The organism is Shinella sp. WSD5-1 (assembly GCF_963942435.1).
GTDB lineage: Bacteria > Pseudomonadota > Alphaproteobacteria > Rhizobiales > Rhizobiaceae > Shinella > Shinella yambaruensis.
This window is the reverse complement of sequence record NZ_OZ012596.1, coordinates 2,967,725-2,982,722: the sequence shown is the minus strand read 5'-3', so window position 1 is coordinate 2,982,722 and position 14,998 is coordinate 2,967,725. Positions and strand designations below refer to the sequence as shown.

The following is a 14,998-nucleotide window of genomic DNA, read 5'->3' as shown; positions in this document are numbered from 1 at the left end:
GCTCACAGCCACCGGGGCACCCGCTGCCGGTAGGCGCGATAGGCCGTGCCGAGATCCTGGACCAGCACCGCCTCCTCCACCCGAACCTGCAGCCGGACCGCGAGCACGAGCGCGGCCGTGAGTGCGAGCTGGACCGCATCCGGCCGCGCGACGAGAAGGCCGGCGAAGAGCGCGACCTGCCCGACGAAGACCGGATTGCGCGACAGGCGGAAAGGCCCCGTTTCGACGATGGCGCCGGAATGCCCCGCCGCCGAGCCGATGCGCCAGGACAGGCCCATGCAGCGCTGGGCATGGATGGCGAAGAGGCCGCCGGAAAGCGCCAGCAGCAGGCCGGCGATACGGACCGGCGGGGGCGGATCGAGAAACGCCGGCGCCGGCTCGACGCCGGTGGCGAGAAGCACGGGGTAGAGCAGGCCGCCGGCAAAGCTCAGGCGGAAGAGCAGGGCGGGCAGGCCCTGCCGGCCGCCGAGGCCGAACAGCCAGGCCGGCCGTCCCGCCGCCCGCGCCGAAACCGCCGTCAGGGTGAGGAAGGCGGCGAGATAGGCGCCCATGAGGGCCGCGGAAAGAACGGGCAGGGAGGGCATCATCGGGTCTCCGGTCTGGGTCGCGGCCAGTCTGCAACCTCCAGTGACTGGAGAGTCAAGGCTCGCGCCGTGCGACCCAGTATGCGGCCGGCCGGTAGTGCGGGGAAAACGCAGTCGCGGTGCTCAGCGGCGGACGAGCCGGCGAAGCCTCTTGACTTCCGCCTCCGTCAGCGGGCGGACGGCGCCCTTTTCGAGATCCCCAAGCACGAGATCGCCGATGGCGACGCGCACGAGGCGAAGGCATGCGATATCGAGCGCTTCCAGCATGCGGCGGATCTGGCGGTTGCGGCCCTCGTCGAGCACGATCTCGAGCCAGGAATTCCGTTCGCCGTCGCGCAGCCTGCCTACGGACCTTGCGCGCAGGAACTCGCCGTCGTGGTGGACGCCCTTCTCCAGCGCGTCGAGGACCAGCCGGTCGGCGATGCGGTCGATCTGGACATGGTAGGTCTTGGCGACATGGGTCTTCGGATCGAGCAGGGCGTTGGCGAATTCCGTGTCGTTGGAGAAGAGGAGCAGGCCCTCGCTCGCCTTGTCGAGCCGGCCGACGGGCGAGAGATGCGCGGGATCGAGGTGCTTCAGGCATTCGAACACCGTCGGCCGGCCCTCCGGATCGTGCCGGGTGGTGACGAGGCCGCGGGGCTTGTTGAGCATGAGATAGACGGGTTTTTCCGCGACGACCGCCGCGCCGTCCACCGTGATGCGCGCGTCGGCAAGGTCGATCCAGGTCTCGGGATCGGTGACGATACGGCCGGCGACGGCGACGCGGCCGGCCGAAATCAGCGCTTCCGCCTCCGTGCGCGAGCAGAAGCCGAGCTTGGAGAGGGCGCGGGGCAGGGTGGCGCGCTTGCCTGCGGGGGCGGCCTCGGGCCGCGCGGCGGCGCGGGCCTTCGGGGCGGCCGCTGTCCTGCCGGCAGGCGTCGGTTTTTGCCGTTTGCCTCTGTCTTTCGCCATGCTGCCCGTAAAACCCCTGATCGCCGCGGTTGACCGGCCAGCCCATGCCATTCTAAAGCCGGGTCCGTCCAGAGCCTTTCCGCTCGCCTGCGGCTGGTGGAAAGGCCCTGTCCGTCTTTTGCGCAATTCCCGATGCAAGACCGCTGCACGGTTCTGCCGGAATTGCGCCCGTCCACTATAGCCGAAGCGAGGCCGCCGTTGACCCAGGACGACATCACAACCGAACTCGTCACGCTGCGCGACTACTGGCGCTATGCGATCTCCCGCTTCAACGCGGCCGACCTCAGCTACGGCCACGGCACGACGACGGCCGGCGACGATGCGGCCTTCCTCCTGCTCGACACGCTCGACCTGCCGATCGACACGCTCGATCCCTTCCTCGACGCCCGCCTGCTGCCGGCCGAGCGGCAGCTGCTCGCGGCACGCATCGAGGCGCGCGTCACGACGCGAAAACCCTCGGCTTACCTCACCGGCCGGTCCTATATCCAGGGCGTGCGCTTTTTTGTCGACGAGCGGGTGATCGTGCCGCGCTCGCATATCGGCGAGATCCTGTTCTCCGAATATCTCGGCGGGCACGGCTCGTCCTTCCTGCCCGATCCGATGCTGGTGGAAAGCGCCGTCGACATCTGCACGGGCTCGGGCTGCCTTGCGGTGCTGGCGGCAAAGTTCTTCCCGCAGGCGAGCGTGGACGCGGTGGACCTGTCGGCCGACGCGCTGGAGGTCGCCAGGCTCAATCTTGCCGAACACGACGTGGAGGACCAGGTGACGCTCCTTCAGGGCGATCTCTTCGCCCCGCTTGCCGGCCGCACCTACGACCTCATCATCACCAATCCGCCCTATGTCGACCATGCGGCGCTCGCCGGCTACCCGCCGGAATTCCGCGCCGAGCCGGAAATGGCGCATGACGGCGGGGAAGACGGGCTCGACCTCGTTCGAAAAATCCTCGCCGAGGCGGCCGATCACCTCAATCCGGGCGGCGGCATGATCTGCGAGATCGGCTCGGGCCGCGAGATCCTGGAGGAGGAATTCCCGCATCTGGACTTCGTCTGGCTGGAGACGGAGCAGTCGCAGGACGCCGTTTTCTGGATCTCGGCGGAGGCGCTGGGCGTTTCCTGACCCGGCCTCACGCGACGGCATTGCGGGGCGGCGGACAGAGGGGATCCTCCGGCCAGTCGTCGTCCTCCTCCATCGCGCGGCACCACTCTTCGTCCAGCCGGTCCAGCGTTTCCGGCGTATAGCCGGCGGCAAGCCATGCCTGTTCGTCGCGGTCGCAGAGCGCCTTCCAGCCGGCAAGCAGGCTCGCCTGCGTGGCGTCGTCGTGCACGCAGGGCGGGAAGGTCTTGAAGTGCGTCGTGGCGATCTCGTCGGCGGGATGGCAGCCGCTGCAGCGCTTCGCGCGGCGGCATTGCGGCAGGCGGCACGTCCGGTGGTGGCCGGCTTCCGTCGCCGCCTTGCGAAGCTCCGGCTGCATGCGCCGGATGTGGCGGCGCTCCAGCGCGCTCATCGTGGTCGCTACGTCCTTCACCTCGTCCATCGTTCCTGCCTTCCAGCTGCCTTGCCTGCGGGCGTGCGAAAACGCCCCGCAGGCGCTCCATCGGGTTTGCTCATGTCCGGAGAACCGCGCGAAAGCGTTGCCTCTGGGGTATGGGATATGTGGCATCGCTTTCGCGCGGCCCAAGGCGTTCTTCGGAGACGGTCCGGTCTCCTTCAGGCGCAAAACTGCTTCGCTGCGCAGTTTGTTGGCGCATATACCTTTTCCGAAAACCGCGTTCCGCGCTTTTCGGGGACGTGCGCCGCCATCCTGCTTGCATGGCGGACCCAAACCGACCCCGCAAGACCCGGGGAAGGGGGAAGCCTGTCACAACGGAAATTCGCATTCCCGCAGCGTTCTGCGCCTCTTCCGCCCCTGCCGTACGTTTCGGCAGAAAGCGAAAGCGCCTCCTCCCGCCCGCATCGACACGTTACGCGATCCGTCCGGCGGCGGAAGGAGGTTCAGGATAGCGCGGGTTTTGGGGGTGGGGAAAATGCGGATGGAATTTTTTAGAGGAGATCTATGATTGGAAACCGGTAACAGGGTGTCGAGATACTGACAGTGTGAGCTCAAGGTGAAATATGAGAAGAGTTGTTTTGTCACTTAATTCAACAGATCGCGATTGCGAAAATGCATCAAGAATTGTTGAAATCGGCTGTGTCGAATTAGACGATATGCTGCCATCAGGAAGAGTTTTTCATTCATATTTTAGCCCACAGCAGAGTGTCAATTCTACCTATCTATATTCCCACGGTATTACGGATGAATTCCTTTCTGGTTACCCATATTTTTCGAATTATTCTCAAGGATTTTTCGATTTTATTTCGGATGCGAAAATTGTTACGCACAATGCTGACATCATCATGCGCTGCCTAAATGACGAGATTGAGCGCTGTGGTCTGCCGCGATTCCAACACGACCGTATCATAGATACTCTTTCAATAGCCCGTGAGGTTTTCCCCTTTTTAGGAGAATCTATAGATGAATTGCGGGAGGCCTTGGATGTCCATCGGGATTTAGAAAATAGGGAAAGCGCGCTGAACACGGCGGAAATACTGTCAGAGATTTTTCAAAAGTTACGGCGAAGAAACAGTGATAGTGGCCGATTGTCAGCACAGATAGCTGTTGTTCTAAGAAACTCAAATATCTCCAGAATTTCAGCTTTGGAGACAGCCAACCTTCTTGATTCTGTGACAGATAGCTTTCTCAATGCTTCGCGTCTGAACGCTTTGCCTGATGAGGTTGTCGTTTTTAAGCAGCTGTCTGCGGTATTCAGGAGATTGTCTTTAAAAGATAATTACCCTACTGAGATGAGTAATGAGAATGTGGAATCTCTAAAGGAAGAGATTATAAAACTAAGAAAGATAATAGATATTTTTGTGGAAACTGAAACTTCAAGCAACAAATCATCTGTTTCGGATAGTTTTTTGTTAAATTTCTATGGGTCCCTTGGGAAAAGCTCTGCATTGATAGTGTTGGGTACCGTAGGTTATTTTATAAGCACCTATGCACCTAAATCCTTGGACGGTTTTGCTGGGGTTCTTTTGAAGTTTTGCGGGGACACAGGTTCTTAGAGGGCTCTTCCAATCCCCCCAAATTCCCCGTATACCGCCCACCGCAACGCGCCGGCGCATCCGGCCATTCCCCCCGCATACCACCCGCATTCGTTGGCGGGACTGGATAGGAGATTCTTTCATGTCTGCACCTGTTTCCCTGACTTTTCCCGATGGCTCCGTCCGCGATTATCCCGCGGGCTCGACGGGGCGTGACGTGGCCGAGGCGATTTCCAAGTCGCTGGCCAAGAAGGCGGTCGCGATTGCGCTCGATGGCGAGCTGCGCGATCTCTCCGATACCGTTTCGAACGGGCGGATCGAGATCGTCACGCGCGACGACGACCGGGCGCTGGAGCTGATCCGGCACGATGCCGCGCATGTGATGGCGGAGGCGGTGCAGGAGCTCTGGCCGGGCACGCAGGTGACCATCGGGCCGGTCATCGACAACGGTTTTTACTACGATTTCGCCAAGGACGAGCCTTTCACGCCGGACGATCTGCCGAAGATCGAAAAGCGCATGAAGGAGATCATCCAGCGCAACAAGCCCTTCACCAAGGAAGTGTGGTCGCGCGACAAGGCGAAGGAGGTCTTTGCCGGGAAGGGCGAGACGTACAAGGTCGAGCTGGTCGATGCGATCCCCGAGGGGCAGGACCTCAAGATCTACTACCAGGGCGACTGGTTCGACCTGTGTCGCGGGCCGCACATGGCCGCGACCGGCCAGATCGGCACGGCCTTCAAGCTGATGAAGGTCGCGGGCGCCTATTGGCGCGGCGATTCGAACAATCCGATGCTGACACGCATCTACGGCACCGCCTGGCGCACGCAGGAGGAGCTCGACACCTATCTCAACATCCTCGCCGAGGCCGAAAAGCGCGACCATCGCCGGCTCGGGCGCGAAATGGACCTGTTCCATTTCCAGGAGGAAGGGCCGGGCGTCGTCTTCTGGCACGGCAAGGGCTGGCGCATGTTCCAGACGCTCGTCGCCTATATGCGCCGTCGTCTCGCGGGCACCTATGAGGAGGTGAACGCGCCGCAGGTGCTCGACAAGTCGCTCTGGGAAACCTCCGGCCACTGGGGCTGGTATCGCGACAACATGTTCAAGGTGACCGTCGCCGGCGACGAGACCGATGACGAGCGCGTCTTCGCGCTGAAGCCGATGAACTGCCCGGGGCATGTGCAGATCTTCAAGCACGGCCTGAAGTCCTACCGCGAACTGCCTGTGCGGCTTGCGGAATTCGGCAATGTGCATCGCTACGAGCCTTCCGGCGCGCTGCACGGCTTGATGCGCGTGCGCGGCTTCACGCAGGACGATGCGCATGTCTTCTGCACCGACGAGCAGATGGCGGCCGAATGCCTGCGCATCAACGACCTCATCCTCTCGGTCTACAAGGATTTCGGCTTCGAGGAGGTGGTCGTGAAGCTTTCGACCCGGCCGGAAAAGCGCGTCGGCTCCGATGCGCTGTGGGACCGGGCGGAGAGCGTCATGATGGACGTTCTCAAGCAGATCGAGGCGCAGTCCGGCGGGCGCATCAAGACCGGCATCCTGCCGGGCGAGGGCGCGTTCTACGGGCCGAAGTTCGAATATACGCTGAAGGACGCCATCGGCCGCGAATGGCAGTGCGGCACCACGCAGGTCGACTTCAACCTGCCGGAACGGTTCGGCGCATTCTATATCGACCAGGCGTCGGAAAAGCGCCAGCCGGTGATGATCCACCGCGCCATCTGCGGCTCGATGGAGCGCTTCCTCGGCATCCTCATCGAGAACTTCGCCGGCCACATGCCGCTGTGGATCGCACCACAGCAGGTGGTGGTCGCGACCATCACCTCCGAGGCGGACGACTATGCCCGCGAGGTGGCGGAGAAGCTGCGCGATGCCGGCCTGACCGTCGAGACCGATCTTCGCAACGAGAAGATCAACTACAAGGTCCGCGAGCATTCGGTGACCAAGGTGCCGGTCATCATCGTCTGCGGCCGGCGCGAGGCGGAGGAACGCTCCGTCAACATCCGCCGCCTGGGCTCGCAGAACCAGACGGCGATGTCGCTTGACGAGGCGATCGAGACGCTGTCGCTGGAGGCGATGCCGCCGGACCTGAAGCGCAAGCTCGGCAAGGCGTGAGCCTTCGCCGCAACTGTCGGAAAACTGCAATAATCCCGTGCTAGCCAGTGCGGGATCAGGCTGGCGACAGGCCGTGCTCCGCCTCCTCCGTCATCCTCGGGCTTGACCCGAGGATCCACCTTCGTTCGAGGGTTTGGATCCTCGGGTCAAGCCCGAGGATGACGGAGGAGAGGGCGCCGCAGGTCGAGAGTCGAAGGTCTCGTGCACCCGGCACGGGATTTCTTTTTTGGGGAACACCGTGCGGTTCAAGGAACTGTCCTACGCCAACGAGAACGATCCGCGCCTCAAACGATGGTTCATCCGCTCCATGGAAGGCCTTGCCGGCCGTAACCGCTACGCCCGGCTCTACCATGTCTGGCGCAGCTCCGTCGTCGGGCGGAGCGCGCGGGTCTTCGGCGACATGCTCGACCTCATCGATGTCGGGCTGCGCGTCGAGGGCGCCTGGCCGCCGCCGGACCTGCCCGAGGGGCCGGTCGTCATCGTCGCCAACCATCCCTTCGGCATCGGCGACGGCATCGCGGTGCTGGCGCTCGCCGAGCAGCTCGGCCGGCCGTTCAGGGTGATGATCCACAACGACCTGCTGAAAGTGCCGGAAATGCAGCCCTATGCGCTGCCGGTCTCCTTCGAGGAGACGAAGGAGGCGCTGGCGCTCAACATGAAGACGCGGGCGGAGGCGGTGCGGCTTCTGAAAGAGGGCACGACGGTGATCGTGTTTCCGGCGGGGGGCGTCGCGACGGCGAGGAAGGTGTTCGGGCGGGCGGAGGACCTGCCGTGGAAGATGTTCCCGGCAAAGCTCATCCAGTCGGCCAAGGCGAATGTCATCCCCGTCTATTTCGAGGGGCAGAACGGCCGGCTCTTCCATCTCGCCAGCAAGGTCTCGCTGACGCTGCGCCTGTCGCTGCTGATCCGCGAGTTCCGCAAGCTCTCGGGCGCGACGATCGCCGCGCGCATCGGCGGCGTCATTGCCTGGGCGGAGCTGGATGCGGGCGACCGCCGGAACATCACGGCGCGGCTCCACGAGGCCGTCTTCGCGATGGCGCCCCGGCCGCGGCCGTTCCTGCGGCGCGCCGGCTGAGAGCCGGTCGGCACGGACGCTGTATCTGTTTGAATCCGGAGCTTTTTCCGGCCTTCAGGCGATCGCGCCTGGATGCGGCTTTCAGTCCACCACGTCCTCGGCGCCGGCCTTCTCCCCGTTGGCGTTCTCGTCGAGCAGCACCTCGACATCGGTGTTGACGCCGGCCTTCACGGTGAAGTCGCGCTGGTAGATCTTGTTCTTGTTGCGGGCGACGGCGATGTAGCTACCCTCGGCCAGCACCAGCGTCGGGAAGGCGCCGACGCTTTCGCTGACCGTGTCGCCCGAGGAGGTGAGGATCGACCAGGCCGTATCGGCGATCGCCTCGCCGCCGGGCTCGGAGACGAGCTTCAGCGTGAGCTTTGCGGCACGGTGCTGGATCGTCGCGCGCGTCAGCTTGCCGGCCTCGACCTGGATGTCGGCGCGGATGACGGCGTTGACCGTGCCGTAATCGGAGACGACGTGGTAGGTGCCGGCATTGAGGCGCACGACGGAGTTCGGCTTCACGTCGTCGACGACGAGGTTGCGCTCGCCGTCCTCGCGCACGTCGGCGGCGAAGATCGAGAAGGAGAGCTCCTTCGGGGGGATGCGCACGTCCGAGCCGGAGACGGCGTTCAGCATGATGCCGCCGGCATCGAGCACCATGACCTGCTTGTCGACATCGCCGGTATCGGGAACGACCAGCTTCTTGGTGGCGCCCGCGCGGCCGAAGGCGACGTTGACGAAATATTCGCCGGGCACAAGCTGGAAGGCGGCGGAGCCGCCCTCGGAGGAAGCCAGCAGCGGCAGCTTGCCGTCGGCGCCCGGAATGGGCGAGAAGACGCGCCAGGTCAGCCCGTGCTGCATGGGGCTGCCGTCCTTCGTCAGGAGCGCCTCGCAGGTCACGTCCCTGAGGTTCGCCGGCGTCGCCTCGCCCGTCACGATCGGGTTGAACGAGGTGAGCTTGCTGCCCTTCAGCGGCGTGGTGATCTGGGAGAAACTGTCCAGCGCCTCCTGCGCGCGGGCCGGGACGGGCGACGCGACGAGGCTCGCCACGGCAAGGCTCATGGCAACGGCGGGAGGGATGGGCATGCGCATGGGGGCGGTTGACTTCCTGACTGTAAGGCTCCACTTGAAGACCCGGCTAATGGCATTTTCAAGGCCGCGTCCGCGCGCCAAGGTATTGGAACTCCCGCCCGATGAAAACCGAAATCAAGCTGATCGACTATCTTTCGACCCGCCGGTCGATCCCCGCCTTCCAGATGAGCGAACCCGGCCCCTCGAAGGGCGAGGTGGAGGAGATGCTGACGCTCGCTTCGCGCGTGCCCGACCACGGCAAGCTCGCGCCCTGGCGCTTCATCGTCTATCGCGGCGAGGAGCGCCGGCGGATCAGCGAGGCGCTGGCCGCCATCGCCATGGGCGACAAGCCGGACCTTTCGGACGAGATGGTCAAGGTGGAGAACACCCGGCTCACCCGCGCGCCCGTGGTGATCGCCGTCGTCAGCCGCGCGGCGCCGCATTTCAAGATTCCGGAATGGGAGCAGGTGATGTCGGCGGGCGCCGTCTGCCTCAACCTGGCGATGGCCGCCAATGCGCACGGTTTTGCCTCGAACTGGCTGACCGAATGGTACGCCTTCGACGAACGCGCCTATCCGATCCTCGGCGTGAGGCCGGGCGAGCGGATCGCCGGCTTCATCCATATCGGCACGCCCACCGTGCCGCCGACCGAGCGGCCGCGGCCGGAGCTTGCCGAGATCGTCACATGGGTCGGCGATGAGGCCTGACGCGCTGTTCTACGAGACCGCGGAGAACGCCCACGGCCTGAGGCACGACCCGTTCAAGGCGATCGTCGCGCCGCGGCCGATCGGCTGGATCGGCACGAAGGCGGCGGACGGGCGGCGCAACCTTGCGCCCTATTCGTTCTTCAACGCGGTGAGCGACAGGCCGAAGCTGGTGATGTTCTCCTCGAGCGGCCACAAGGACAGCGTGACCAATATCGAGGAAACCGGCGTCTTCACCTGCTCGCTGGCCGGCCGGCATCTCGCCGAGGCGATGAATGCCAGCTCCGCCGCCGTGCCGCGCGGCGTCGACGAGTTCGCGCTCGCCGGCCTCACGCCGGTCGCCGGCCGTCTCGTCGATGCGCCCTATGTGGGCGAGGCCCATGCGGTGCTGGAATGCCGGATGACGCAGGCCTTCCGCCCGGTCGACATCAACGGGCGGGAATCGGACAACTGGGTGGTCTTCGGCCAGGTGGTCGGCATCCATATCAGCCCGGAGATCCTGCGCGACGGCATGATCGACATGGGCGTCGCACGCCCGCTGGGGCGCATGGGCTACATGGACTACTGCGACGGCGGGGCGGAGGTTTTCGCCATGATGCGGCCGAAGGCGGGGTGAGGGCGCGGGCGGTCATCGCCCGGGCCGATCCTCTCCGGTCAGTCGCCTTCCCAGACGGTTCGGATCGGCTTTATCTGCGCCGCATGCGCGGCAAGGCCGCCGAAGAAGCCGTTGTCCCGCGAGCGTTCGCACGCCGTTACCAAGGCCGCTCCCGTCACGTCCGGCAACGAATCGTAGGCCGGTATGCCGGCTGCTGCGGCGGCAAGGAGGGCCGCGCTGCGGGCTGCGGCGAAGGCAGCGGTCCATTCGCCGGTTTGCGTGAGCGTGCGGCTTGCGCCGAGGGTCTGCTTCAAGAGCCCCTGATCCCAGATGAGGGCGGCGAGCCGCCTGGACTTGCCGGCAAGGCCCTGCGGCGAGAGGGGGGCGGGCAGGATGCCGTCCGTGATCGCGAGGATTCCCGTGCCGCCGTCTTCCCGGCCTTCCTCGGCCTCGGCGACGGACAGGAGGGTGGCGAGGCGCTGGAGGTCCGCGCCGGTGCGCCAGCCGGACAGGGCAATTCCCGCGGCGCCGCCGCCGATGGCGCGGCGGAGGGTTTCGGCCTCGACCGTCCCGTCGACGATGACGAAGCTCCCTTTCACCTGTGCGTCGCCGGCGGTGCCGGCGCGTACCAGCACGCCGCAGCCCTGGGGAAGGGCGGGGGCGGTGTCGGTCGCTTCGAAAAGGGCGCGGGGCAGCGGTCTCATGGCCCTTCATAGGCGCAGGCCGGCGGGAATGGCAATGACGATCCGGTTAACGGATATGGTGAACCAATCTTAAACACTTTGGCGCTAACGTGTTTCCAGTAGCGTTTTGCAGGCGTTTGGGGCGTCCATTGATCGTTCATGCTTTTCTTCGTTGGGTCGAGACCGCGCGGGCAGCGGACCGGGCGAAGGCGGCCAGTGTGTTGGCGCGGGCTTACGCACGGGCGCGCATTTCGGCCGTCGACCGCCGCGCCGCGGAAATGGCGATGATCTTCCTGCTCGACGATCCGGCGCCGAAGGTGCGGCTGGCGCTTGCCGAAGCGCTCGCCGATTGCGAGGACGCGCCGCGCGCCGTCATCCTGCCGCTGGCGGAAGACCAGCCGGAAATCGCCGCCCACATCATCCTGCGTTCGTCGCTGCTGACGGATGGCGACCTTGTCGATCTCGCCGCCAAAGGCAGCGCGACGACACGCATGCTGATCGCCCATCGCGCCTTCGTCTCGCGCCCGGTTTCGGCGGCGCTGGCGGAGATCGGCGACGTGGCGGATGTGTCGGCATTGCTGGGGAACGAAGGCGCCGTCCTTTCCCGGCGCAGCCTGTCGCGCATTGCCGACCGGCTCGGCGACGATGCGGAAATCCGCGCATTGCTGCTCGACCGCGACGACCTGCCGAGCGATGCGCGCCATGCGCTGGTGGAGAAGATCGGCACGGCGCTGGCCGGCTACGGGCTGATCCAGGCGGCTGTGGGCGCGAACCGCGTCGAACGCATCACGCGCGAAGCCTGCGATGTCGCGACGATCGGCATGGTGGGGGAGGTTTGCGCCGCCGAAATGCCCGCGCTCGTCGAGCACCTGCGGCTGACCGGCCGGCTGACGCCGGTCTTCCTCATGCATGCGCTGTGCACCGGCCGGGTCGAGTTCTTTGCGGCCGCCATCACCGATCTCTCCGGCCAAGCGGAGCGGCGTGTCCGCTCCATCCTTTCCGACGGGCGCGAGGCGGCGGTGCGCGCGCTCTACGAGGCCGCCGGCCTCGGCCGGGACATCAGCGCGCTCTTTGCCGAGGCGACGATGCTCTGGCGGCAGGAGGCGAAGGCCGGGGACGACGGGTTCTCGGTCTCCGAGCGCCTGCTTTCCCGGGCCCGCGCGGCCGGCGATGCCTCCTGCCAGTCCATGCTGGAACTCGTCGAGCGGCTGGCCATCGCCGAACGGCGCCAGACCGCGCGCAGCTACGCCCTCATCGCCGCGCGCGATGCGGCGTGAGCCCGGGCGTATCGATCCCGTAAGGTTTTTCAGGCGCTCTTAGAGCATTTCCGCTTTTCTCCGGATCGCGAAAACGCCCCAACCCTTTGTTTGGCGCATTTCCGGACGCAAAACCGCTTCGCACTTTTGCTGGAAATGCTCTAATCGGCGAAGCGCTTGACCACCCAGGAATAACCGTCCTCGGCATAGCGCACCGGCGTGGTGACGGCGGCCTTCAGGGCGGCCTTGTCGGGGATGGCCTTCTTCACGAAATTCAGCGCACGGGTTGCAAGGCCCTGCCGGGCCTCGGCGGTCTCGGCCGGCACCGGGACTTCGGCCTTGGTCCCGGCCGGCATCTCCTCGGGGGTCGGCTTGGCGATGTCGGCGGTGATGCGGTCGCCGGCGCTCTCGCAGACCGCCACGATGACCGGGTAGTTCTTGTCCTGATGGCGGTTGATGTAGGTCTCGGCCTGTGCATCGCACAGCGCGACGGTCTGCCAGCTCCTGCCGACCGTATCGATATAGTGGCACTGGGTTGCGCTGTCGTCGCAGCCCATGATCGTCATGACGATGAGCGCAGCTTTCATGGCCGTCCTTTCCGCCGTTTGGAAAATGCCCCTCATCCGCCTGCCGCCATCTTCTCCCCACCGGGGAGAAGGGACCCGGAGGGCGGGATGACGGGGGAATACCTTGCGCCGGTTAGAGGCCGGGATTGCCACGAAAATAAGGCGGGAAGACCTCAGATATCAAGGTTGTCGGCGAAGACGGCGCGCTCCTGGATGAAGCGGAAGCGGGCTTCCGGCTTGGTGCCCATCAGGTCGTCGACCGCCGTGCGCGTGCCCTCGAAGTCGACGTCGTCGATCGCGACCTTCAGGAGCGTGCGCTTCTTCGGATCCATCGTGGTTTCCTTGAGCTGCGCCGGCAGCATCTCGCCGAGGCCCTTGAAGCGGCCGATCTCCACCTTGCCGCGGCCGTTGAACTCGGTGCGCATCAGCTCCTCGCGGTGCGGGTCGTCGCGCGCATAGAGCGTCTTGCCGCCCTGGCTGATGCGGTAGAGCGGCGGCACGGCGAGATAGAGATGGCCGCCGCGGATGAGGTCGGGCATCTCCTGGTAGAAGAAGGTGATGAGGAGCGAGGCGATGTGGGCACCGTCGACGTCGGCATCGGTCATGACGATGACGCGCTCGTAGCGCAGGTCGTCCTCGCGGTATTTCGAGCGCGTGCCGCAGCCGAGCGCCTGCACGAGATCGGAGATCTGCTGGTTGGCGCCGAGCTTTTCCCGGCCGGCGCTGGCGACGTTGAGGATCTTTCCGCGGAGCGGCAGGATGGCCTGGTTGGCGCGGTTGCGCGCCTGCTTGGCCGAGCCGCCGGCCGAATCGCCCTCGACGATGAAGAGCTCGGCGCCCTCGGCGGAATTCTGCGCGCAGTCGGCGAGCTTGCCGGGCAGGCGCAGCTTGCGCACGGCGGTCTTGCGGCTGACTTCCTTTTCCTTGCGGCGGCGCAGGCGCTCCTCGGCGCGCTCGATCACCCAGTCGAGCAGCTTGGCGGCTTCCCCCGGATTGTCGGCGAGATAATGGTCGAACGGGTCGCGCAGCGCGTTCTCGACGATGCGCTGGGCCTCGACGGTGGCGAGCTTGTCCTTCGTCTGGCCGACGAATTCCGGCTCGCGGATGAAGACGGAGAGCATGCCGACGGCCGAGATCATCACGTCGTCGGTGGTGATGGCGGCGGCGCGCTTGTTCTGCGTCAGCTCGGCATAGTTCTTCAGGCCCTTGGTCAGCGCGATGCGCAGGCCAGCCTCGTGCGTGCCGCCGTCGGCCGTCGGGATGGTGTTGCAGTAGGAGTGGATCAGCGAATCGCCGCCGTACCAGGTGACGGCCCATTCCAGCGAGCCGTGGCCGCCGGATTTCTCGCTCTTGCCGGCGAAGATCTCGCGGGTGACGGTGTGCTCCTTGCCGAGCGTCGCCTGGAGGTAGTCCTTGAGGCCGCCCGGGAAGTGGAAGACGGCCTTTTCCGGCGTTTCGGAGCCTTCCGGCAGCAGCGCGGGGTCGCAGCTCCAGCGGATCTCGACGCCGCCGAAGAGATAGGCCTTCGAGCGGGCCATGCGGAAGACGCGTCCCGGATCGAAATGCGCGTGCGCGCCGAAAATCTCCGGGTCCGGATGGAAGCGCACCTTCGTGCCGCGCCGGTTGTGCACGTCGCCGAGCTCTTCGAGCGGGCCGAGCGGCTTGCCGCGGGAAAAGCGCTGGCGGTAGAGCTTCTTGTTGCGCGCCACCTCCACTTCGAGAAGGTCGGAGAGGGCGTTGACGACGGAGACGCCGACGCCGTGCAGGCCGCCCGAGGTCTCGTAGGCCTTGCCGTCGAACTTGCCGCCGGCATGCAGCACGGTGAGGATGACCTCCAGCGTGGATTTTCCCGGCATCTGCGGATGGTTTTCCACCGGAATGCCGCGGCCGTTGTCGGTGACGGTCAGAAAGCCCTCGGCGTCGAGATTGACCTCGATGAAATTGGCGTGGCCGGCGACGGCCTCGTCCATCGAGTTGTCGATGACTTCGGCGAAGAGGTGGTGCAGCGCCTTCTCGTCCGTGCCGCCGATATACATGCCGGGGCGCATGCGGACCGGTTCGAGGCCTTCCAGCACGCGGATCGCCGAGGCGTCATAGCCGCCGGTGCCTTCGCTCGGCGGGGCGGGGCGTGCCTCGCGGGTAGGGGCGGCCGCCGCGACCGGCTTTTCGACCGGCGGCGCTGCGGGCTGGGAGGGCATGTTGGCGAAGAGGTCGTTGCTGTCGTCTTGCATGGGCCGTTCAGATTTTGTTCCGTTTGCCAGCTTTCCCGCCGGTCCATGGCGGACCGGGGTCTGGCGCAAAAGAGGTCATTGCGCGAATCACCTGCGACTC

Annotated in this window: 14 protein-coding genes; 7 read left to right on the top strand and 7 right to left on the bottom strand. The window is 65.3% G+C overall.

What is annotated here, in order from left to right:
- Nucleotides 1-2: 2 nt before the first annotated feature.
- Nucleotides 3-587, bottom strand: a complete 585-nt coding sequence (locus AABQ55_RS14730; protein WP_272805532.1) for a methyltransferase family protein — start codon at nt 585-587, stop codon at nt 3-5.
- Nucleotides 588-707: 120 nt separating this feature from the next.
- Nucleotides 708-1,535 (bottom strand): pseudouridine synthase, encoded by an 828-nt coding sequence (locus AABQ55_RS14725; RefSeq protein ID WP_272805531.1) that lies wholly within the window; start codon nt 1,533-1,535, stop codon nt 708-710.
- A gap of 198 nt (nt 1,536-1,733) precedes the next feature.
- On the opposite strand from AABQ55_RS14725, the gene prmB reads away from it, so the two are divergent.
- A complete protein-coding gene (gene prmB, locus AABQ55_RS14720; protein ID WP_272805530.1) occupies nt 1,734-2,651 on the top strand; it encodes a 50S ribosomal protein L3 N(5)-glutamine methyltransferase in 918 nt (305 codons plus the stop codon).
- A gap of 7 nt (nt 2,652-2,658) precedes the next feature.
- On the opposite strand, the gene AABQ55_RS14715 is transcribed toward prmB, so the two are convergent.
- Nucleotides 2,659-3,069, bottom strand: a complete 411-nt coding sequence (locus AABQ55_RS14715) for a hypothetical protein (RefSeq protein WP_272805529.1) — start codon at nt 3,067-3,069, stop codon at nt 2,659-2,661.
- Between the two features lie 578 nt (nt 3,070-3,647).
- Here AABQ55_RS14715 and AABQ55_RS14710 point away from each other — a divergent pair.
- The 3 genes from AABQ55_RS14710 to AABQ55_RS14700 all read left to right on the top strand — a co-directional run bounded on the left by AABQ55_RS14710 (nt 3,648) and on the right by AABQ55_RS14700 (nt 7,810).
- Nucleotides 3,648-4,640, top strand: a complete 993-nt coding sequence (locus AABQ55_RS14710) for an exonuclease domain-containing protein (protein ID WP_272805528.1) — start codon at nt 3,648-3,650, stop codon at nt 4,638-4,640.
- A 121-nt stretch (nt 4,641-4,761) separates the two neighbouring features.
- Nucleotides 4,762-6,735 carry a threonine--tRNA ligase gene (gene thrS, locus AABQ55_RS14705; protein WP_272805527.1) on the top strand — a complete coding sequence of 658 codons (1,974 nt, stop codon included), beginning with the start codon at nt 4,762-4,764 and terminating at the stop codon, nt 6,733-6,735.
- A 238-nt stretch (nt 6,736-6,973) separates the two neighbouring features.
- The gene (locus AABQ55_RS14700) at nt 6,974-7,810 is read left to right on the top strand and encodes a lysophospholipid acyltransferase family protein (RefSeq protein ID WP_272805526.1); all 837 of its coding nucleotides are present in this window, start codon (nt 6,974-6,976) and stop codon (nt 7,808-7,810) included.
- 81 nt (nt 7,811-7,891) lie between these two features.
- Here the strand turns inward: AABQ55_RS14700 and AABQ55_RS14695 are convergent, their stop codons facing one another.
- On the bottom strand, nt 7,892-8,854 hold the full coding sequence (locus AABQ55_RS14695; RefSeq protein WP_398430749.1) for a hypothetical protein: 963 nt from the start codon (nt 8,852-8,854) through the stop codon (nt 7,892-7,894).
- A 131-nt stretch (nt 8,855-8,985) separates the two neighbouring features.
- Here AABQ55_RS14695 and AABQ55_RS14690 point away from each other — a divergent pair, with 131 nt between their 5' ends.
- A complete protein-coding gene (locus AABQ55_RS14690) occupies nt 8,986-9,570 on the top strand; it encodes a nitroreductase family protein (protein ID WP_272805525.1) in 585 nt (194 codons plus the stop codon).
- A 4-nt stretch (nt 9,571-9,574) separates the two neighbouring features.
- Entirely contained in the window at nt 9,575-10,183 is a 609-nt protein-coding gene (locus tag AABQ55_RS14685; RefSeq protein ID WP_272807465.1) for a flavin reductase family protein, read from the top strand.
- Nucleotides 10,184-10,221: 38 nt separating this feature from the next.
- Here the strand turns inward: AABQ55_RS14685 and AABQ55_RS14680 are convergent, their stop codons facing one another.
- A complete protein-coding gene (locus tag AABQ55_RS14680) occupies nt 10,222-10,866 on the bottom strand; it encodes a hypothetical protein (protein WP_272805524.1) in 645 nt (214 codons plus the stop codon).
- Nucleotides 10,867-10,994: 128 nt separating this feature from the next.
- Here AABQ55_RS14680 and AABQ55_RS14675 point away from each other — a divergent pair, with 128 nt between their 5' ends.
- Nucleotides 10,995-12,122: a DUF2336 domain-containing protein gene (locus tag AABQ55_RS14675; RefSeq protein WP_272805523.1), complete on the top strand. Its 1,128-nt coding sequence runs from the start codon at nt 10,995-10,997 to the stop codon at nt 12,120-12,122.
- Between the two features lie 140 nt (nt 12,123-12,262).
- On the opposite strand, the gene AABQ55_RS14670 is transcribed toward AABQ55_RS14675, so the two are convergent.
- Both AABQ55_RS14670 and parE read right to left on the bottom strand, forming a co-directional pair.
- Nucleotides 12,263-12,688, bottom strand: coding sequence for a hypothetical protein (locus AABQ55_RS14670; RefSeq protein ID WP_272805522.1), 426 nt, complete (start codon nt 12,686-12,688; stop codon nt 12,263-12,265).
- A 152-nt stretch (nt 12,689-12,840) separates the two neighbouring features.
- Nucleotides 12,841-14,898, bottom strand: a complete 2,058-nt coding sequence (parE, locus tag AABQ55_RS14665; protein ID WP_272805521.1) for a DNA topoisomerase IV subunit B — start codon at nt 14,896-14,898, stop codon at nt 12,841-12,843.
- Nucleotides 14,899-14,998 lie beyond the last annotated feature (100 nt).